Annotated in this window: 16 protein-coding genes, 1 pseudogene and 1 riboswitch; of the genes and pseudogenes, 9 read left to right on the forward strand and 8 right to left on the reverse strand. The window is 62.6% G+C overall.

The window, feature by feature from the left end; all coding sequences use genetic code 11:
• Positions 1-83 precede the first annotated feature (83 nt).
• Positions 84-1,436, reverse strand: coding sequence for an 8-oxoguanine deaminase (locus RSO67_RS08625; RefSeq protein WP_315843141.1), 1,353 nt, complete (start codon positions 1,434-1,436; stop codon positions 84-86).
• Positions 1,437-1,593: 157 nt separating this feature from the next.
• On the opposite strand from RSO67_RS08625, the gene RSO67_RS08630 reads away from it, so the two are divergent.
• Together RSO67_RS08630 and RSO67_RS08635 are read left to right on the forward strand one after the other, a co-directional pair.
• Positions 1,594-2,415: an FAD binding domain-containing protein gene (locus RSO67_RS08630; protein WP_315843142.1), complete on the forward strand. Its 822-nt coding sequence runs from the start codon at positions 1,594-1,596 to the stop codon at positions 2,413-2,415.
• On the forward strand, positions 2,412-5,021 hold the full coding sequence (locus RSO67_RS08635; RefSeq protein WP_315843143.1) for a molybdopterin-dependent oxidoreductase: 2,610 nt from the start codon (positions 2,412-2,414) through the stop codon (positions 5,019-5,021). Before RSO67_RS08630 ends, RSO67_RS08635 begins: the two co-directional genes overlap by 4 nt.
• Positions 5,022-5,253: 232 nt before the next feature.
• Here RSO67_RS08635 and pucL read toward each other — a convergent pair whose 3' ends face one another.
• A complete protein-coding gene (gene pucL, locus RSO67_RS08640) occupies positions 5,254-6,093 on the reverse strand; it encodes a factor-independent urate hydroxylase (protein ID WP_315843144.1) in 840 nt (279 codons plus the stop codon).
• A gap of 203 nt (positions 6,094-6,296) precedes the next feature.
• Between pucL and RSO67_RS08645 the strand changes: the two genes are divergently transcribed.
• Positions 6,297-7,691 (forward strand): nucleobase:cation symporter-2 family protein, encoded by a 1,395-nt coding sequence (locus RSO67_RS08645; RefSeq protein WP_315843145.1) that lies wholly within the window; start codon positions 6,297-6,299, stop codon positions 7,689-7,691.
• 186 nt (positions 7,692-7,877) lie between these two features.
• On the opposite strand, the gene RSO67_RS08650 is transcribed toward RSO67_RS08645, so the two are convergent.
• The 4 genes and pseudogenes from RSO67_RS08650 to RSO67_RS08665 form a co-directional block, all read right to left on the reverse strand.
• Positions 7,878-8,651: a substrate-binding domain-containing protein gene (locus RSO67_RS08650; protein ID WP_315843146.1), complete on the reverse strand. Its 774-nt coding sequence runs from the start codon at positions 8,649-8,651 to the stop codon at positions 7,878-7,880.
• A gap of 240 nt (positions 8,652-8,891) precedes the next feature.
• Positions 8,892-9,779: a 2-oxo-4-hydroxy-4-carboxy-5-ureidoimidazoline decarboxylase gene (gene uraD, locus RSO67_RS08655; protein ID WP_315843147.1), complete on the reverse strand. Its 888-nt coding sequence runs from the start codon at positions 9,777-9,779 to the stop codon at positions 8,892-8,894.
• Between the two features lie 24 nt (positions 9,780-9,803).
• Positions 9,804-10,739, reverse strand: a pseudogene (gene puuE, locus RSO67_RS08660) (allantoinase PuuE).
• Positions 10,739-11,152, reverse strand: a complete 414-nt coding sequence (locus RSO67_RS08665) for a DUF3830 family protein (RefSeq protein ID WP_068735441.1) — start codon at positions 11,150-11,152, stop codon at positions 10,739-10,741. The pseudogene puuE and the gene RSO67_RS08665 overlap by 1 nt, the downstream one beginning before the upstream one ends.
• A 799-nt stretch (positions 11,153-11,951) precedes the next feature.
• Between RSO67_RS08665 and RSO67_RS08670 the strand changes: the two genes are divergently transcribed.
• Entirely contained in the window at positions 11,952-12,383 is a 432-nt protein-coding gene (locus RSO67_RS08670; protein ID WP_315843148.1) for a hypothetical protein, read from the forward strand.
• A 57-nt stretch (positions 12,384-12,440) separates the two neighbouring features.
• Here the strand turns inward: RSO67_RS08670 and RSO67_RS08675 are convergent, their stop codons facing one another.
• Positions 12,441-12,683, reverse strand: coding sequence for a hypothetical protein (locus RSO67_RS08675; protein ID WP_231079818.1), 243 nt, complete (start codon positions 12,681-12,683; stop codon positions 12,441-12,443).
• Positions 12,684-12,820: 137 nt separating this feature from the next.
• Between RSO67_RS08675 and RSO67_RS08680 the strand changes: the two genes are divergently transcribed.
• The 5 genes from RSO67_RS08680 (at position 12,821) to RSO67_RS08700 (ending at position 18,944) form a co-directional block, all read left to right on the forward strand.
• Positions 12,821-14,116 (forward strand): O-acetylhomoserine aminocarboxypropyltransferase, encoded by a 1,296-nt coding sequence (locus RSO67_RS08680; protein ID WP_315843149.1) that lies wholly within the window; start codon positions 12,821-12,823, stop codon positions 14,114-14,116.
• Positions 14,117-14,119: 3 nt separating this feature from the next.
• Positions 14,120-14,908, forward strand: a complete 789-nt coding sequence (locus RSO67_RS08685; RefSeq protein ID WP_315843150.1) for an alpha/beta hydrolase — start codon at positions 14,120-14,122, stop codon at positions 14,906-14,908.
• Positions 14,909-14,954: 46 nt separating this feature from the next.
• Positions 14,955-15,159: riboswitch (cobalamin riboswitch) on the forward strand.
• Between the two features lie 31 nt (positions 15,160-15,190).
• Positions 15,191-17,146: a TonB-dependent receptor plug domain-containing protein gene (locus RSO67_RS08690; protein ID WP_315843151.1), complete on the forward strand. Its 1,956-nt coding sequence runs from the start codon at positions 15,191-15,193 to the stop codon at positions 17,144-17,146.
• On the forward strand, positions 17,140-18,165 hold the full coding sequence (locus RSO67_RS08695) for an iron ABC transporter permease (protein WP_315843152.1): 1,026 nt from the start codon (positions 17,140-17,142) through the stop codon (positions 18,163-18,165). Before RSO67_RS08690 ends, RSO67_RS08695 begins: the two co-directional genes overlap by 7 nt.
• Positions 18,162-18,944, forward strand: a complete 783-nt coding sequence (locus RSO67_RS08700) for an ABC transporter ATP-binding protein (protein WP_315843153.1) — start codon at positions 18,162-18,164, stop codon at positions 18,942-18,944. Before RSO67_RS08695 ends, RSO67_RS08700 begins: the two co-directional genes overlap by 4 nt.
• Before the next feature lie 12 nt (positions 18,945-18,956).
• Here RSO67_RS08700 and cobD read toward each other — a convergent pair whose 3' ends face one another.
• Positions 18,957-19,943 (reverse strand): threonine-phosphate decarboxylase CobD, encoded by a 987-nt coding sequence (gene cobD / locus RSO67_RS08705; RefSeq protein ID WP_315843154.1) that lies wholly within the window; start codon positions 19,941-19,943, stop codon positions 18,957-18,959.
• Positions 19,944-19,950 lie beyond the last annotated feature (7 nt).

Genomic DNA, 19,950 nt, shown 5'->3' on the forward strand with positions numbered 1-19,950 from the left:
TCGCAATATCTTTCTCAATTATCAGCACAGCCTGCGACTTTAAAGCGCACTTTTTGTTCACACCCTCCCTTGACATCTAAATTTTATTGATGCGCCTGCATCGCCTTCGCCGCAGCGCTATGCCGCCGGATCAGGTCACCAACATCCAGCCCCGGGATCGCGCCGTCGATCACGCGCCACGCGCCGCCGACCATCACCCGGTCTGCGCGATGCGCGCCGCACAGCACGAGTGCCGCGAGTGGATCGCCATGGCCGGAGAAGCGCAGCTCGTCCAGCTTGAACAATGCGAGATCGGCCATTTTGCCGACCGCGATCTCGCCGAGTTCCGGCCGCCCAACGCACGCTGCTGAACCCTTCGTCGCCCAGCGCAGTGCGTCCTTGTGACTGACACGCCCGACGCCGTAACGCGCCCGCTGCAGCAGAAATGCAGCGCGCACTTCCTGCATCAAATTCGATCCGTCATTCGATGCCGAACCATCGACACCGAGGCCGATGCCGACGCCCGCATCCTCCATTTCGCAGACCGGACAGCAGCCGGAGGCCAGCAACTGGTTGCTGCAGGAGCAATGACTGATGGTGGTCCCGGCCTTGCCGAGCCGCAGCATCTCCGCCCCATTGAAATGGATGCCATGCGCCAGCCAGGTGCGCTTGTTCAGCCAGCCGGTCTGCTCCAGATAATCCAGCGGACGGCAGCCATAGATTTCTTCGCAGTAGCGGTTCTCGTCCTCGGTCTCGCCAAGATGCGTATGCAGGCGGACGTCGAGCTTGTCGGCCAGTGCCGCGGTCGACGCCATCAGGGAGGTCGTCACCGAAAACGGCGAGCACGGCGCCAGCGCGATTTGCACCATGGCGTCCTCGCCGCGCTGATGGAATTTCGCCACTACACGTTCGCTATCGGCGAGGATCGTATCCTCGTCCTGCACCACGCTGTCCGGCGGCAATCCGCCGTCCTTCACCGAACGGTTCATCGATCCCCGCGTCAGCAGCACGCGCATGCCGAGTCGCTGCGCCACTGCCACTTCGATATCGACGGACTGCTCGAGGCCGGCCGGAAACACATAGTGGTGATCGGTGGTCGTCGTGCAGCCCGACAGCAGCAATTCCGCCATCGCCACGCTGACGCCGAGATGGAGATTCTCGGGCGTCAGCCGCGCCCAGACCGGATACAGCGCCTGCAGCCAGGGAAACAGCTCGCGATCCAGCGCCGCCGGCAAGGCGCGCGTGAGCGTCTGATAGAAATGGTGATGCGTATTGATCAATCCCGGCAGCACCACATGGGCGCTGGCATCATAGGTCGCGATATCCGCCGTGGCCGGCTGGCCGCCGGCCGGCACCAGTTCGACAATCCGACCGTCCTTGACGACAATGCCGCGCTCGGCACCCTCGGCGAAAATGCCGAGGGGGTCCCTGATCCAGGTGGCCTGCGTTTCTGTCATGGCTCATCTCCTTCGGTCATGGACCCGACCTTGCAATTCAGGGACCAGCCACGAATACTTCAATTTGTTTTGCAATTGTCCGCGACTTGGCGTCGGTCTTGCAAGGTTCACAATGATACTTCAAGGGGTCATTGCCGAGTGAAAGCATAACCGCCCTATGGATTTGAATACGGTCACGTCCGTTGCCCGGCCCACGACGCGGGAACAGCTACCGACATGGAGTGCCGGGGATGCATGGCTCGCCGGGGGCACCTGGCTTTTCTCCGAACCACAGACCCACCTGACGCGGCTGATCGACCTCACCGATCTCAAATGGCCGGCCCTCACCGTCACCGACAACGAATTACAGATCGCCGCGACCTGCACAGTGGCGCAGCTCGACGCGCTGCCATGCCCTTCCGACTGGATCGCATCGCCCCTGATCAATCAATGTTGTCGCGCCTTCCTCGCTTCTTTCAAGATTTGGAAGACCGCAACCGTCGGCGGCAATCTCTGCATGTCGCTGCCGGCTGGTCCGATGATCGCTCTCACCGCCGCGCTCGATGGTGTCTGCACGATCTGGAAGGCCGATGGCAGCGTAGACACGATCGACGTGGCGGACTTCGTCACCGGCGATCAACGTAACGTACTGATATCGGGCGATCTCCTGCGCAGCATTGCCATTCCTCTCGCGGCGTTCAAGCGCCGCTCGGCGTTCCGGCAGATCTCGCTGACGCCGGTCGGGCGATCTGCTGCGCTGCTGGTAGGAAGCCTTGATGAGGATGGCTTGCGGCTGACGATCACGGCATCGACGAAGCGTCCTGTCCGTATAGCGCTTCCGACACTTCCCGATGCCGATACGCTCGAAGAAGCAATCCTCGACCGGATCCCTGACAATCTCTATCACGACGACGTCCACGGTAAGCCAGCATGGCGCAAGCAGATGACATTGCGGCTCGCGGAAGAAATCCGTTCCGAGCTGCAGGGCTTCAGGCCATGAGCTTCGAGATCAACGGCCACAGCTTTTCGCAGCAGCCACAAGCCGGCCAGTGCCTGCGCACCTTCTTGCGCGAGCTCGGCCATTTCGGCGTCAAGAAGGGCTGCGATGCCGGCGACTGCGGCGCCTGCACCGTGTTGCTCGACGGCGAGCCGGTGCATAGCTGCATCATCCCGGCATTCCGCGCCGAAGGTCATGCCGTCACCACCATCGAAGGTCTCGCGTCCGACGGCGGCATCCATCCGATGCAGCAGGCGTTCCTCGACGCGCAGGGATTCCAGTGCGGCTTCTGCACATCCGGCATGATCGTGACCTGCGCATCGCTCAATCAGGCACAGCGCGCCGATCTCGGAGCGTCGTTGAAGGGCAATCTGTGTCGCTGCACAGGCTATCGCACGATCGAGGACGCGCTCGACGGCAAGTCCAATGTGGAAGACGCCGAGCCCGGCACCGCCTTCGGCCGCAGCCTGCCCGCTCCCGCTGGACCCCACGTCGTAACGGGCAAGGCGCGCTACACATTCGACGTCGCCATGGACGACCTGTTGCATATCAAGATGCTGCGCGCGCTGCATCCCCATGCCCGCATCGTGTCGATTGATTCATCGGCGGCACGCGCCATGCCGGGCGTGCATGCGGTGCTGACGCATGCGGATGCACCGGCCACTTTGTTCTCGACCGCGCGCCACGAGATCGATGCGATGGATCCCGAGGACACACGGATCCTCGACGACACCGTGCGCTTCATCGGCCAGAAGGTCGCGGCCGTGGTCGCGGACAGCGAAGCCATCGCGGAGGAAGCCTGTCGCCGCATCGATGTCGTCTACGACATCCTGCCCGCGGTATTCGATCCCGCCCCCGCCATCGCGCCCGGTGCGCCGGTCATTCACCCCGACAAGACGCCGGCGCATCGCGTCAGCAATGCTATCCGCAACATTGTCGCTGAAACGCACGGCGAATTCGGCGATGTCGCAGCGGCGCTGGCAGCGTCGGCCGTCACCTATGAGGGCACATTCACCACGCAACGCGTGCAGCACGGCCATCTCGAGACCCATGGCGGCATGGCCTGGCTCGATGCAGACGGCATCCTCAATATTCGCTCGAGCACGCAGACGCCATTCCTGACCCGCCGTGCGCTGGCTCAATTGTATGACCTTCCCTCCGACAAGGTCCGCGTGTTCTGCGAACGCGTCGGCGGCGGCTTCGGCGGCAAGCAGGAGATGTTCGTTGAGGACATTCTCGCGCTGGCCGCGCTCAAGACCGGCCGCCCGGTGAGATGGGAACTGACCCGCGAGGAGCAATTCATCGCCACATCGACGCGGCATCCGATGCGCGTCACGGTCAAGGCCGGCGCCGACAAAGACGGCAAGCTCACCGCGCTGCAGCTCGACGTGCTCTCCAACACCGGCGCCTATGGCAATCATGCGGGCCCGGTGCTGTTTCACGCCTGCGGTGAATCGCTCGGCGTCTATAACTGCGCTAACAAGAAGGTCGATGCCGTGGTCGCTTATACCAACACGGTGCCGGCAGGTGCGTTTCGCGGCTACGGCCTGCCGCAGACGCTGTTCGCGGTGGAAGCCGCCATCGACGATCTCGCCACGCAGCTCGGCATCAGCCCGTATGATTTCCGCCGGCACAACGTCATCAAGCCCGGCGACGCCATGCTATCGCCCGCCGGCACGCATTATGACGACGTGACAATCGGCAGCTACGGCCTCGACCAGTGTCTCGATCTGGTCGAGCAGGCGATGCAGGCGAAGACCAAACATGATCTCGACGACGACTGGCTGATCGGCGACGGCATCGCGCTCACCATGATCGACACCGTGCCGCCGCTGGGCCATATCGCCGAAGTCGTCATCGCCAAACGTGACGACGGCGGTTACGATCTCACGGTCGGCACCGCCGAATTCGGCAATGGCACCGCGACCGTGCATCGGCAGATCGCGGCCACGACACTTGGCTGCAGCGTTGAGCAGATTCATCTACGCCAGTCCGATACGCGGAACGGCGGCCACGACACCGGCGCCTATGGCAGCGCCGGCACATTCGTCGCCGGCAAAGCCACCCATGACGCCGCGCAGAAGCTGGTGGAGGCGATGCAGGCGGACGGCAACGCACGCAGCGCCACCGGAACTTCAGGCGGCACCCCGCGTTCGGTCGCCTTCAACGTCCAGGGATTTCGCGTGGCGGTGAACAAGGGGACCGGTGCGATCAAGGTTCTCAAGAGCGTGCAGGCCGCGGATGCTGGCGCCGTCGCCAACCCGATGCAGCTCCGCGGCCAGATCGAAGGCGGCGTCGCGCAATCGCTGGGGGCGACGCTCTATGAGGAAATGGTGATCGACGACCGCGGCCGCGTCGTCAATCCGAAATTCCGCGACTATCATTTGCCGTCCTTCGCGGACGTGCCGCGCACCGACGTGTATTTCGCCGACACCTATGATGCGATCGGGCCATTGGGTGCGAAGTCGATGAGCGAAAGCCCCTACAATCCCGTTGCGGCCGCCATGGGCAACGCGCTGTTCGACGCCACCGGCATCCGCTTCACGCAGGTGCCGTTCAAGCCGGATCGGATTTTTCCGGAATTGCAGAAGAAGTTTGGGAAGTCGTAGTAACGGCGCGCCACTCCTAACCTCTCCCCGCCCTTAGCCGGTCGGGTGAGGGGCATGGCACGACGCCAGCAACAAACTCACGCTGTCGGATTGGTATCATCCGCAATTGAACGACCCGATAGGATATCGATGCGGTTAGCTCCGTCCACGGCCCCTCACCCGCCGCGAAGGCGCGGCGACCTCTCCCCGCAAAGGGCGGGGAGAGGTTAGGAAAGCGCGGCGCTCAATCCACTCAGCCCCGCCCCACCGTGCATTCGATCTGCCCATGCGGCTCGTCGGTCGGCAGGAACACGTCGTTGTTGTTGTCGAGACCAAACGTCGAGAGATTCATCAGGATGTAGTGGATGTTCGGGCAGGCCATGCTGATCTCGGAAATTTCCGGCACCGCCGCCAGCAACTTCTCGCCCATGCGATAGAGACTGTTCTGCACGCTGGGGCTATAGGTGGTCGCGAACTCCTTCAGCAGCGTGTCCAGAATCTTCTTGTTGGTCGCGGGATAGCTGGCGGGCTTACCCGACCACTTCCACGAAGCGACCATCGATGTCGCGCAGATGCGGTCATTGGTCGGCTGGATCGTCGAATACTTGTCGGTGTAGTAGTTCTCCCAGCCGGACTGGGTCGACTTCATGAAGGTGAAGTTGTCGAGGCCCGAGCTCATGGTCATGCCGTCGCGCGTCGCGACAATCTCGACAGTGGGCTTGCCGTTGCTGTCGAGCAGGAACGCATGCGGATGCAACTCGCCATCGACGGCGAGGCGCGCCCATTTGGTCTCATGCGCGGTGATGCTGACGGAACTCGCCTGCGGATACAGGTCGAGATAGCGCTTCGCTAGTACCTGGCAGAGCTCCTCGGTCGACAGCGCGGTATTCTCGCGCGCCACCACATTGACGATGTTCTTGATCGTATCCGTGGAGGTCGAGGTGGAGTTGTCGGCGTCGGTATAGGCACGGCCGAAATCGCCTTCCAGCATCGCCTTGATGCTGAGCTGGCTGACATCCTGCTTGTCGCCGTCGCGATGGATCCGCATGATGCGGACACGGCCTTTTCCATATCTGTTCTTGATGAGCGGCACGCGCGACCTCCAGTCTGTGGTGGCGACCAGGAATCCCCGGTCGCCGGGCAATATATTGAGCAATGCTCACTTTCGAGCAACCTTCGTGCCACCGGTCACCACACCAGCGGGGCGAAATGGCTTTCAGCGGCGTCTGGCACGAGGTTTGTATCTGACGATCATATTGCCACGATATTTCATCACCTAAGCAAGGGGCTAGATCAATGACAGTGAGCGTCCATCCCGTCGACGAAGTCCTCCCGACCCCGCGCCTCCTCGCGCTGGGTCTGCAGCATGTGCTGGTGATGTATGCCGGCGCCGTGGCGGTGCCGCTCATCATTGGCCGCGCCCTGAAGCTGTCGCCGCAGGACGTCGCCTTCCTGATCTCCGCCGACCTGTTCGCCTGCGGTCTTGCGACCCTGGTCCAGTGTATCGGCTTTCCCGGCGTCGGCATCCGCCTGCCGGTCATGATGGGCGTCACCTTCGCGTCGGTCGGCCCGATGCTGTCGATGGCCACCGCCCCCGAAATCGGCCTGCTCGGCATCTATGGATCGGTCATCGCTGCCGGAATCTTCGGCATCATTGTCGCGCCTTTCATCAGCCGGCTGCTGCCGCTGTTTCCGCCCGTGGTCACCGGCACCATCATCATGGTGATCGGCATCTCGCTGATGCGCGTCGGTATCAACTGGGCGGGCGGCGGAATACCCACCTTCACCAAGATGATCGACGGCGTTCCGCACACCTTCCCCAATCCGGGTTATGGCCAGCTGCAGGGCCTCGGCATCGCGCTGTTCGTGCTGGTCGTGATCCTCGCTTTGATCAAATGGGGCACCGGCTTTCTGTCCAATGTCTCGGTGCTGCTCGGGATCATCGCCGGCGCCGTCCTTGCCAGCGTGCTGGGCGTGATGCATTTCGACAAGGTCGGCACCGCCGGCTGGGTCGACATCGTGCTGCCATTCCATTTCGGCATGCCGCAATTCCACCTCGTCCCCATCGTCACCATGTGCATCGTGATGATCGTGGTGATGATCGAGTCACTCGGCATGTTCCTGGCGCTCGGCGAGATGACCGACAGGAAAGTCGACAGGGACGCACTGACCAAGGGCCTGCGCGCTGACGGCGTCGGCACGTTCCTCGGCGGCATCTTCAACACCTTCCCCTACACCTCGTTCTCGCAGAATGTCGGCCTCGTCGGCGTCACCGGCGTGCGTTCGCGCTGGGTGACCATTGCCGGCGGCGGCATCATGCTGGTGCTCGGCCTGCTGCCGAAGATGGCAGCCTTGGTGGAGTCGGTGCCGCAGGTGGTGCTCGGCGGCGCCGGCCTCGTGATGTTCGGCATGGTCGCCGCGACCGGCGCGCGCATTCTCACCGCGGTCGACTTCAAGACCAATCAGCGCAACCTGTTCGTGGTCGCCATCTCGGTCGGCTTCGGCATGATCCCGCTGGTGTCACCGAACTTCTTCAAGAACCTGCCGCACAACCTGCACCCGCTGCTGGAATCGGGCATCCTGCTCTGCGCGCTGGTGGCCGTGATCCTCAACGCGTTCTTCAATGGTGTCAGCAGTGCCGAGACCGCGAAGGCCGAAGCGGCGGGCGTGGCTGCGGCTGCGACGCATTAGTTACGACACGCCGGCCTCTCGCTCCCTCGCCCCGCAGTTGCGGGGAGAGGGCTGGGGTGAGGGGCGCTTGCGAGCCGCAAGGTCCATCGCCGTGGTAGCGAGGGCCTCGTCCCTCACCCGCCGCGAAGACGCGGCGACCTCTCCCCGCGCAGAGCGGGGAGAGGTTAAGTAAGCCGTTTACCTGCCCTACTTCACCTTGGGCTCGAGCCCGCTGGCCACGATCACCGGCGCTGCCTGTTTCGAGGATAGAAACGCGATCAGCGCCTTGCCCGCATCAGGCTGCGGCGCATTGCTCGCGAGCCCCGCAGAGAACACGGTGATCTTCTGCAACTCCGCTGGCAGCGGGCCGACGATCTCGATACCCTTGACCGGCTTCAATTCGCTGATCTGCTGGAAGCCGATTTCCGCCTCGCCTTTGGCGACGATCTCGCCCACCGGCGTCGCCGGGATCTTGCGCGCCTTGTCCTTCATGGCGTCGGCAATGCCGAGCTTCTCGAACATCTCCTTGCTGACATACACACCGCTGGCGCTGTCCGAATAGGCCACGGTTCTGGTCTTGAGCAGCGCCACCTTCAGCGTATCCGCCGAGGACAGGTCCGGCTTCGGAGCGCCCTCCTTCACGGCAACGCCAATGGGCGAATCTGCAAGATCGACGCGGCTGTCGGCAACGACCTTGCCCTTGCTCACCAGATCGCCCAGCGCATAGCCCACCATGATCAGCACATCGGCCGGCTCACCCCGCGCCAGCCGCATCGGGATCGCCTGCGGCGTCTCGCCCATCGACGGCCCATAGACCGTGACGACAGTGTTGCCCGTCGCCTTCTCGAATTGCGGCACCAGTTCCTTGTAGGCCGCCGTAAAACCGCCGGAGATCATCACATGGACTTCGGAGGCGAAGGCGCTGGCCGTGGCGATGGACGTGAATGCCGCGACCAGCAGCAGGCGGTTAATGCCACGCATGACGTTCTCCCTGATTTTGTATTGTTGTCGAACGACTGATTTGGATTACTGGCGGGATGCTATCATCATTGACCTCTCCACGTCATGGCCGGGCTTGACCCGGCCATCCACGCCTGAACTCCGTCCTCATCCTGAGGAGCGCGTTCTTCACGCGCGTCTCGAAGGATGTCCGTAATACTCTTCATGGTTCGAGACGCGCGCCAAGTGGCGCGCTCCTCACCATGAGGCATCGCGCCCCGCTCAGCTCCCGCGATACGTCCCATAACTCCACGGCGTCACCAGCAGCGGCACGTGGAGATGGCCTTCGGGTTCATAGACCGAAAAGCGCAACGGGATCTCGTCGAGGAACGGCGGATCGGACATCGGCACATTCCGTTCGGCAAAGTAGCTGCCGACCTTGAAACTCAGTTCATAGCGTCCGATCGGCACCGGGCGACCGCCGATCAGCGGCACATCGGTGCGGCCGTCGTGATTGGTCTGCGTACGCGCAATCACGCGGCTGACGCCGAGCTTCGATAGTTCGACAAGCTCGACTGAAATCCCGGCTGCAGGTCTGCCGCTATGGGTATCCAGCACATGGGTCGAGAGCCGGCCATGGACCTGCAGGCGTTCCGGCCCGTCGACCAAAAGATCGGTCCGCAGTGCCGCGATCTTGCAGATTTCGGCGACCGATGCGGTGACCTCGGCGGCCGGGTCGTTGGGCAACCGCTTCTCAAAATCCGTGAGGATGGAATCCTTGGTGTGACGACGGACACAGACGATATAGGGGAAGCCGAACTTGGCACGATAGGCATTGTTGACGCGATCGAAGGCGGCATATTCGGCCTCCGACAGCCGGTCGAGCCCGACGCTGTTCTGCTCGGCATTGGATTCCGCCGTCAGCAGATCACCGCGCTGCGTTTTATCGGCGAGATCCGGATGCGCCTTGATCAGCGCCAGCCGCTGGCCCGATGCTGCCTCCTCGACTACCTTGCGCATCGCGGCGAACAACTGCTTGACGCCCGCGAAGGGCCGGCTGTCCGCCGCCTTCTCCGCGATCCACGGCGAATATTCGAAGATATTCGCCAGCGCTGCGACGAAATCCGCTTTGCTGCAGGCGTTGAGTTCGTCGAGCGTCTTCTCTGTCATGACAGGGTCTATCCCAATCCTGGTCTATCCGATGGCACGGGCGTCGGCGGCGAGATGTTTCAGATTGGCGTGCCAGTGCTCGGCGATATCAAGGCGCGTCGGCACCCAGACGCGCTCGAAGCTGCCGATATAGTCGAGAAACCGCATCAACGACGCCGCACGTCCGGGCCGCCCGACGACGCGGCAATGCAGGCCCACGGTCATCATCTTCGGCGACGTCGCGCCTTCGGCGTAGAGCACGTCGAACGAATCCTTCAGGTAAGTGAAGAACTCGTCGCCGCCGCCAAAGCCCTGCGGGTTGACGAAACGCATGTCATTGGCGTCGAGCGTATAGGGAATGATGAGCTACGGCTCCGCCGGCCCCTTGATCCAGTAAGGCAGATCGTCGGCATAGCTATCGCACAGATACTTGAAGCCGCCGGCTTCCATCAGCAGGCGAATGGTGTTGATGGAACTGCGGCCGGTGTACCAGCCGGTCGGGCGCGCGCCGGTGGCCTCGGTATGCACGCGGATCGCCTCATTGATCTCGAAGCGCTCCTCGGGCTCCGACATATCCTTGTGCTCGATCCACTTCAGACTGTGGCTGGCGATATCCCACTTCGCCTCCTGCATCGCTGCGACGATTTCGGGATTGCGCTGCAGGGCTGTGGCCACGCCGAACACCGTGGTCGGCATGTTGCGTTCGGTGAACATCCGCCACAGCCGCCAGAAACCGGCGCGCGAGCCATATTCGAACATGGATTCGATATTGGCATGGCGCTGGCCCGGCCAGGGCTGCGCACCCAGTACGTCCGAGAGGAACGCTTCCGAGGCGCGGTCACCATGCAGAATGTTGTTCTCGCCGCCTTCTTCGAAATTGACGACGAACTGCACCGCCACGCGCGCGCCATCCGGCCATTTCGGATCGGGCGGATTGCGGCCGTAGCCGCGGAGATCGCGGGGATAATCGCCTGATGTCATCAGACCATCTCGAAACGAACGGGTTGCGCACCTTTCCAGAGCACGGTCTTGCCCATCTCTTTCAGATTTTCGAGGTTCGAGGTCAGCGTAATGAAATGGTTGCCGGCGAGCTGGCCCATCTTGCTGGCGAAATGCACGCCGCTATAGGCCAGCAGGATCTCGGTCTCGCTGATGCCACCCGGATACAGGATGATGTGGCCCGGCGCCGGAAAGCTGGTGTGGTTCTCATAGGGCACGCCGAAATCGAGATCGCCAAGCGGCATCCAGACGCCCTCGCCGCTCCAGCGCACATGGATCGCCTGGCTGACAAACGGCATCGCCTTCTTGAAGGCGGCGACGGTCTTGGGGGCATCCTTCTCCTCGAACTTCGCGTCGAAGGTGAAGTCGCCGACATGGACTTTGAGCTGGCTCATCCGTGGAATCTCGTAATTGGGGTGACTGAAAAAACGATCTATCCAGATTGCAGCAGAGGGCGAAAGAAGCAAGCCGCAGTTTTTGGCGGTCCAACACCGTCATTCCAGGGCCCTTGTCCTTGCTCGTCATTCCGGGGCGCAAAGGGCCGCGAAGCGGGCCGGCGCGAACCCGGAATCCCGGAGTGTTTGGCTCTACGGAGACTCCGACGTTGAGATTCCGGGTTCAGTCCCGTCGCCTTCGGCGCCGGTCCCGCCCCGAAATGACAGTGGGGCGAGGAAACGTCATTAAATATTTTTTCCTACTATCGATTGACAACATCCCTATCAGGTTTATATTCCCCTCTGTCCGGCCCCGATGAGAGGGGCGAGCGCGATCGTCACGTTCGCGGGGCTGGATGCGGTGGACGCCGGAGATGCGGCGTTACGCGGTTCATGGGTGACGTCTGTCTTCGGGCAGGACGGATCTGCGCCAGCACTGCCACTGGCAAGGAGACGGCCGACCTTGAGATCGAAAGACCCCTGGACAGTGTGACGAACGACCACAGTCAAAACGTGTCCGGCCTATTCGCTTGAGGCTCCCTTCCCATCGCCTTGGGACTTTAATTCGGTGATCGGATCGTTCGCTGAGGCAAAGTGCAAGCAACCGAAAAAACACCGCAGGCGGAACGCTGGGTAATCGCTCGTGCTTCCGAAAGTCCTGATGCATTACCCCTTGCGGACGACCGCATCGGCATCAGGCCCAAGGGTGCATCGGGCACCCGGCGTTCCGCACGCCCTCTTTTCGGAGAGGGTCGAAGGAATGCTCATAGCTCGGACGCGCAAGCGCCGCGAGATCGCGAACGCTTGTGTTCAGAGCAGTGGCTGTTTGATATTTGAATCCTGCAATGATGCGCTGCCGCTATCGTTCATCGCTCAGCGTTGGCTTGAACGTCAGCGGTGCTTCCATCGCACGCTGCCTCGCGCGATCAACGGCCTGTGCAAAATCCTGCGCATCGAACCACGGTTCATCGCGCATCAACGCATCCAGATCCCCGTTCCAGATCTGGGACACTTCGATATCGAACTTCATATTGTGTTTCTGGCTGACAGCCTGAATTCCGTAGCCGGTGACGGCCCATTGTTTGCCGAGCCAAAAAACATCCCGATGCAGCACCACGTCTACGCCCAATCTCGTCCGGTATCGTACAGAGACGAAAAGAACCCCAACCCGATGAGGGTGAGGCTCTACTGAACCGGTCTAGTCCATCAAATTTTAGCAACATCGTCCAGCGTTGAGAACAACGCCGATCTAGATGCGACCATTCTCGTTCGGCGGCTGTGGATGCTGTGCCTTCTGCGCCCGTTCCGCATCGGCCTTGTTAGCCTCGTGGCGTCCGATCACGCACCCCGCAACGACGCCGACCTTGCCATGTCCTGCATAGTGGCCAGCGATTCCGCCAATGATCGCGCCCTTGATACAGCCTTTCGCCTCGGCCGCAACCGATGAAAACGCGAGACCCGCAATCGCAGTGCACAGCAGCAATTTCTTCATCATAACTCTCCCGCGTGATCGACCTCGTATAAGTCGCAACTGCGCATTTCGTTCCGCGCGTTGAAATATCGCCGACTCACACTCGCATCCGATTCGTGCCATAGATGTCGAAAATCGTGCCCAGGGACAAAACGACCATGCCAGCACCCAAACCGCCTGCTTTCGAAACGTTGAGTCTGCATGCCGGCCAGCATCCGGACGCGATCACCGGCGCGCGGGCCGTGCCGATCTATCAGACCACGTCCTATGTGTTCCAGGACTCAGACCACGCTGCTGCGCTGTTCAATCTCGAACGCGCTGGCCACATCTATACGCGCATCTCCAATCCGACGACGGCGGTGCTGGAAGAGCGACTCGCCGCACTTGAGAACGGCGTCGGCGCGGTGTGCACCGCATCAGGCATGGCTGCGCTGCATCTCGCCATTGCCACACTGCTCAATGCCGGCGATCACATCGTGGCGTCGTCCTCGCTCTATGGCGGCACCATCAATCTTCTGGCGCACACGCTGCCGCGTTTCGGCATCACCACGACCTTCGTCAAGCCGCGCGACCTTGACGCCTTCAAGTCAGCGATCAAGCCGAACACGAAACTGGTGATCGGCGAAACCATCGGCAATCCCGGCCTCGAAGTGCTCGACATTCCCGCCGTCGCCGACATCGCCCATGCCGCGAAGATTCCGCTGCTGATCGACAACACCTTCGCGACGCCATTCCTGTCGCGACCGATCGAGCTCGGCGCCGACATCGTGATGAATTCCGCCACCAAATGGATCGGCGGCCACGGCATCGCTATCGGCGGCGTCATCGTCGATGGCGGCCGCTTCGACTGGCACGCCTCCGGCAAGTTCCCGCAACTCACCGAGCCCTATGCCGGCTATCACGGCATCGTCTTCGACGAGCAGTTCGGCACTGCCGCTTTCATCATGCGTGCGCGCACCGAAGGCCTGCGCGATTTCGGCGCCTGTCTCTCGCCGACCAATGCATTCCAGCTCCTCCAAGGCGTCGAGACGCTGGGCATTCGCATGGAGCGCCACATGGCCAATACCCATGCAGTGCTGGCGGCGCTCACGGCAAACAAGGCGGTCGACTGGGTGCTGCATCCGTCGCTGGAGACTCATCCGGACTATGCGCTGGCGAAACGCCTGCTGCCGCGCGGCGCCGGCTCCATCGTCTCCTTCGGCATCAAGGGCGGCCGCAATGCCGGTCGCAAATTCATCGAGGCGCTGAAGCTGACCAGCCATCTTGCCAATGTCGGCGACGCCAAGACACTGGTCATTCATCCCGGAAGCACCACGCACCAGCAGATGGACGCCGAGCAACTCAAGGCCGCCGGTATCGGCGAGGAGCTGATCCGCCTCTCCATCGGCATCGAAGCTGCCGATGACATCATCGATGACCTCGCGCAGGCGCTGCGCATCTCGCAGAAGGGCTGAGCGATGCAACTCACCGTCAACGGTCACGAGACCTATATCGCGAATGGCGGCCGCACATTTGATGCATCGCTCCCGGTCGTCGTGATGATCCACGGCGCCGGCTTCGATCACTCGACCTGGGCGCTGCATACGCGCTGGTTCGCGCATCACGGCTTCGCGGTGCTCGCGCCGGATCTGCCCGGCCACGGACGCTCAGAGGGTGAAGCGCTCACGACCATCGCCGATCTCGCCGACTGGACCGCAGCATTGATCGAGGCAGCGGGCGCAAAGACCGCGCGGCTGATCGGCCATTCCATGGGCTCGCTGATCGCGCTGGAGGCCGCCGCACGGCATCCCGGTAAAGTCACGCGCCTCGATCTGATGGGCACGGCAGGAACGATGACCGTCGGCCCGGATCTGTTGAAGGATGCCGAAGCCAATCAGCATTCCGCCATCGACATGGTATCGATCTGGGGGCTCGGCTTTCGCGCCGAACTCGGCGGCAGCCTCGCGCCGGGGCTGTGGATGCATAGCGGCGCGCAGCGCGTGCTCGAAGCCACAAAGCCGGGCGTGCTGTTCGCCGATCTCAACGCCTGCAATACATACCAGAATGCGCTGACTGCTGCGGGCCAGCTCGATATCCCTGTCACGCTCATCCTCGGCGAACGGGACATGATGACTCCTGCCAAGGCCGGCAAGACCCTGGCTGCCGCATTGAAAAACGCCCGCACGGTGATTCTGCCCGGCACCGGCCACATGATGATGGTCGAACGCCCCGACGACGTGCTCGCCGCGCTACAGCACGAGCAATAGAGTCCACAACGCGGCGATGGCTGTTGCACCGCGCGGCGTGCTGTGCTTCCTGTCTGTCGTTATCGGTGCCTCCGCAAGGAGGTGAAACGGGAATGCGGTGCGGGGAAATATCCCCTATGCCGCGGCTGCCCCCGCAACTGTAAGCGGCCATTCCGGGTCCACAAAGCCACTGAATTTGCATCGCAGATTCGGGAAGGCGGACCGGGAGACGACCGCGAGCCAGGAGACCGGCCGGTAACGAGTTTCACACTCGTTCGACGGTGGGTCGACGGAAGGGGTTATATGACTATCCGGAATTTGGCCGCAGGCACTGCGGCCGTTGTTGTTCTGTCCTGCTCTCACAGTGCTGCGCATGCGCAGTCTAGTGCCGAGCAACTCTCCGAAATCGTGGTGACGGCGGACAGAGCGCCCGAGCAACTCAATCGCACTGGCAGTTCGATCAGCGTGGTGTCAGGCGAGACCATAGCGACCAGCAATCCCGGCTCGCTGGTCGATGCGCTGCGCACCGTGCCTGGTCTCGACATCACGGAAAACGGCGGCCCCGGCGGCACCGCGAATGTGCGCTTGCGCGGCGGCAATACCGGCCAGACGCTGGTGATGATCGACGGCATCCGCGTCAACGATCCCACGGCCGCATCAGGCGACTTCGAATTCGCCATGTTCACGCCCTCCGCCATCGAGCGCATTGAAGTCCTGAAGGGACCGCAGAGCGCGCTTTATGGATCCGATGCCATGAGCGGTGTGGTCAACATCATCACCAAGAAGGGCTCCGGCCCCGCGCAGGTCAATGTGCGCACGGAAGCCGGCAGCTATGGCACCGTCGTCACGCAGGGATCGCTGACCGGCTCCAACGGCCCATGGTCCTATGCCTTCACCGGTGGCGGCCAGCACAGCAACGGCTTCTCGCGTTACGGCTACCGCATCCCTGCCCTCGAAGCGAAGTTTCCGAATCTCGAAAACGACAGTTTCGATCGCGTCGGCGGCTCCGCGCGCATCGGCTACGATGCGGGCGAAGGCATTCGGCTTGAGTCAGGCATCGTCCACTCGTTCACGCGTTCGGCCTACGATTACGCAACAGGCGCCTTCCCCGATACACCTTCCGCGGCCACGCGACTCCTCCAAACTGTTTATGGCCGCGTGGGTATCGATTCATTTGGTGGTATTCTCACGCATAACGTCACAATCTCGAACACCCATACCGAGCGAATGTTCAATGAGGTGACGTACAAGACCAACATGCTGCCGCAGAACACCACTTCGAAGATCTCGGATTATGTCGGCAACAGTCTCGGTGCCGAATATCAGGCGACCCTGAAGCTCGGCGCATTCGGCTCCCTCGTCTATGGTGCCAAGACACAGACAGAGACCGCACAGACTTACAGCACGAACATCTCGCCTGCGGCTGGCCCGTTGACGCCGCTGCTAGCCAAACAGCAGGACACCAACTCGATCTTCGCTTTGTGGTCTGTGCCGATCGGCGAACGGCTCAACGTCACGCTCGGTGGCCGGGTCGATGACGTCGTCGACGTTGCCCGTTTCGAGACATGGCGCGCTACCGCTGCCTACAACATTACAGAAACCGGCACCAAGTTCCGTGCCAGCGCCGGCACCGGCGCGAAAGCGCCGACGCTGTTTCAGCTTTACGACTCGACCTATGGCAGCAGAAACCTCACGCCGGAAACCAATTTCGGCTATGACGCCGGCATTGACCAGAGCCTCTTCAACGGCCGCGTCGTACTATCGGTCACAGGCTTTTCCACGGACTACAGCAATCTGATCAACTTTGTCTCCGATGCGTCCCGTCCGCTCGGCTATTACGTCAACGTCGCCCGCGCCGAGACCAGCGGTCTCGAAGTCGGCGGTAATGTCGATGTCATTCCGGGCCTGATGAAGTTCAACGCGGCCTACACCTATCTGCACGCGCAAGATCTCGGCAATTATACAGTGCTGGCACGTCGTCCCAAGAACTTCGCCCGCTTCGCACTCACGATCACGCCCACCGACAAGTGGATGATCGAGCCGCGCGTCACGACCGTGTCGAAGCGCTTCAGCAGCGCCAATCAAGTCGGTCAGGTCGATGCTTATACCCGCGTCGATCTCTATACCGAGTACAAGATCGACGCTAACTGGAAGGTCTTCGCCCGCGGCGAGAACATCCTGAATGAGCATTACCAGGAAGTGCTGAACTTCGGCACGACGGGACCTGCGGCTTACGCAGGCTTCAACGCCACATGGTGAGCATAGCGCCAGCAGCACGACGCCGGACGATCGCGACCATCGCGCTCGTCGGTCTCGTGACGCTGCTGGCACTGGGCTCGCTCGGCACGGGACCTGTCAAACTCTCGCCGCTGACGGTGCTCGATGCATTGTTCGGCGGCGGCAGCGACGTGCAGCAGATCATCGTGCGCGAAATCCGCCTGCCACGCGCGATCCTCGCGCTGGCCATCGGCGCGATTCTCGGCCTGTCCGGTGCCGCACTGCAGGGCCTGCTGCGCAATCCCCTCGCCTCGCCTTCGCTGTTCGGCGCGCCGCAATCGGCAGCCTTCGGTGCGGTGCTGATGATCTCGCTCGGTTTGGCCGATGTCCGCTCATGGGCGCTGCCTGTCGCCGGCATCACGATGGCGTTTTTGTCGGTCTTCGTGCTGCTCGGCATCGCCGGCCGCAATGCCGGTCTGCTGCTGCTGATCCTCGCCGGTCTCGCGATCTCCAGTCTCGCCGGGGCCGCAACGGCGCTGGTGATGAACCTGTCGCCCAATCCTTTCGCCGCACTCGAGATCGCGTTCTGGCTGCTCGGCTCGCTGGAAGATCGCAGCTTCCGTCACGTCACGCTGGCGCTGCCGTTCATTGTCGCCGGCACAATCATTTTGATGAGCCAGCGCTCGGCCTTCCGCGCACTCAGCCTCGGCGAAGAGACTGCGCAAAGCCTCGGCGTCCATGTGAGCCGGCTGCGCCTGCTGGTGATTCTTGGTGTCGCACTCGGCGTTGGCGGCGCTGTCGCTGTCACCGGCACGATCGGCTTCATCGGTCTCATCGCACCGCATCTGATGCGCCCGATCATCGGCCATGATCCCGCCCGGCTGCTGATCCCGAGCGCGCTCACCGGCTCGGCGCTGCTGCTCGCCGCCGATATCGCCGTGCGCCTTATTCCGTCGACCACCGACATCAAGGTCGGCGTGCTGACCTCGATCATCGGCGTGCCGTTCTTCCTCTATCTCATCATGCGCGAGCGTCGCGCTCTGGGCGGAGGCGTCGCATGAGCGATCAGGCGCTGCTGACCGCGAGCAATCTGAGCGTCACGCTCTCCGGGCGCCCGGTCCTGCACGATGTCTCCCTCTCGCTGCACCGACAGCACCTCGTCGCCCTGGTTGGCCCGAACGGCGCCGGCAAGACAACGCTGCTGCGCGCATTGGCAGGATTGCAATCGTCCACCGGCTTGATCCATGTCGCCGGCGATGCATTGGCGTCCTTGTCGCTACGCGAACGCGCCAAGCGCTTCGGCTATCTGCCGCAAGGCCATGTCGTGCACTGGCCGCTCGACGTAAAGGACGTCGTCGCCCTTGGCCGCTATCCGCATGGCGCGACCGATCCGGCACGGCTGACATCGTCGGACAAGGCTGCGGTCGAGCGCGCAATGCTGGCAACGGACATCGTTGCCTTTGCCGATCGGCGTGTGACCGAGCTCTCCGGCGGCGAACGCAGCCGCGTAGCGCTCGCACGCGTCCTCGCTGTCGAGGCACCGATCGTGCTGGCGGATGAGCCGACCGCATCGCTTGATCCCCGCTACCAGATCGATGTCATGAAAAACCTCCGCGATGTCGCCGACAGCGGCGTGCTGGTGATCGTGGTGACGCACGATCTCGGCCTCGCGGCGCGCTTTGCCGATACGGTGCTGGTGATGTCCGACGGACGTCTCGCAGCACAGGGCGCGCCCCAACAGGCGCTGTCCGATGACATCGTGGCCAATGTCTTTCGCATCAGCGCCTATCGCGCCGAACACCGGAACGAAACGATTATCCTGCCCTGGGCGGGAGTCTGAGCGATGTGGCGGCTATTTCGCCAGCGCAGCAGCAAGCCGGCTCAGAGCAGCCGCATGGGGCGGCAGACCGAACCGCAGCAGCTCATGGCTCCAGTCGAAGTGGCGACACCAGATCTGCTGCCGGGCCAATGCGGCATGCCATTTCAAGGCGTCGACATGTCGCGCCAGCCTGTACAGCGACGTGCCGCCGACAATCTCGAAACCGGCATCGGCCAACACGGTGTCGAGCTTGATACCCTGGGCGACCAGCGCGACGCGGGTCTGTGTGGCCCAGCGCTCGTCACGCAAGGCGGCCGCGCCGATGACTTGCGCCGGTCCGGAACAGGCCCATGGGCCGATGGCGGTCGCGATACGCTGCGCGATCAGCGGCGCCGCGAGCGCGAAGCCGAGACGCAGGCCGGCCAGGCCGTAGAATTTTCCGAACGAGCGCAGGATCGCCACCGGCAGTGTCGCACACAGGCCAGCCGCGCTGATCGCGGGATCGACATCGGCGAAGGCCTCGTCAATCACCAGCCAGCCGCCGCGTCGCTGCAGGATCGCCGCAACATCGGCGAGTTCATCGCGCGTGGCGACACGCCCGTCGGGATTGTTGGGATTGACGATCACCACATGCTTGGCATGATCCGGCAGCGCGCTGAGGCTGCCGATCACGCCAACCTCATGTCCGCCGGCACGCCAAGCCGCGACATGCTCGTTATAGGTCGGCCCGACGATGGCAACAGCGCCAGGCTCGGCGAGATGCGGCAACCACTGGATCAGCGCCTGCGTACCGGCAGCAGCAACGGCATCCACGCCACCAGGCACGTGATAAGCGCTACGCGCGGCGGACAGCAGCGACTGTTCGTCAGCGCGCGTCGGCAGGCGTTCCCAAAGATGGCTCGGCAGGGTGGCAGGAATCGGCCACGGCCATGGATTGATCCCGGTCGAGAGATCGAGCCATTGGTCCGGCGCGCCGCCGAATTCAGCCATCGCCTGGGTGAGATCGCCACCATGTTTCATGCCTGTG

The organism is Tardiphaga sp. 709 (assembly GCF_032401055.1).
Classification (GTDB): Bacteria; Pseudomonadota; Alphaproteobacteria; order Rhizobiales; family Xanthobacteraceae; genus Tardiphaga.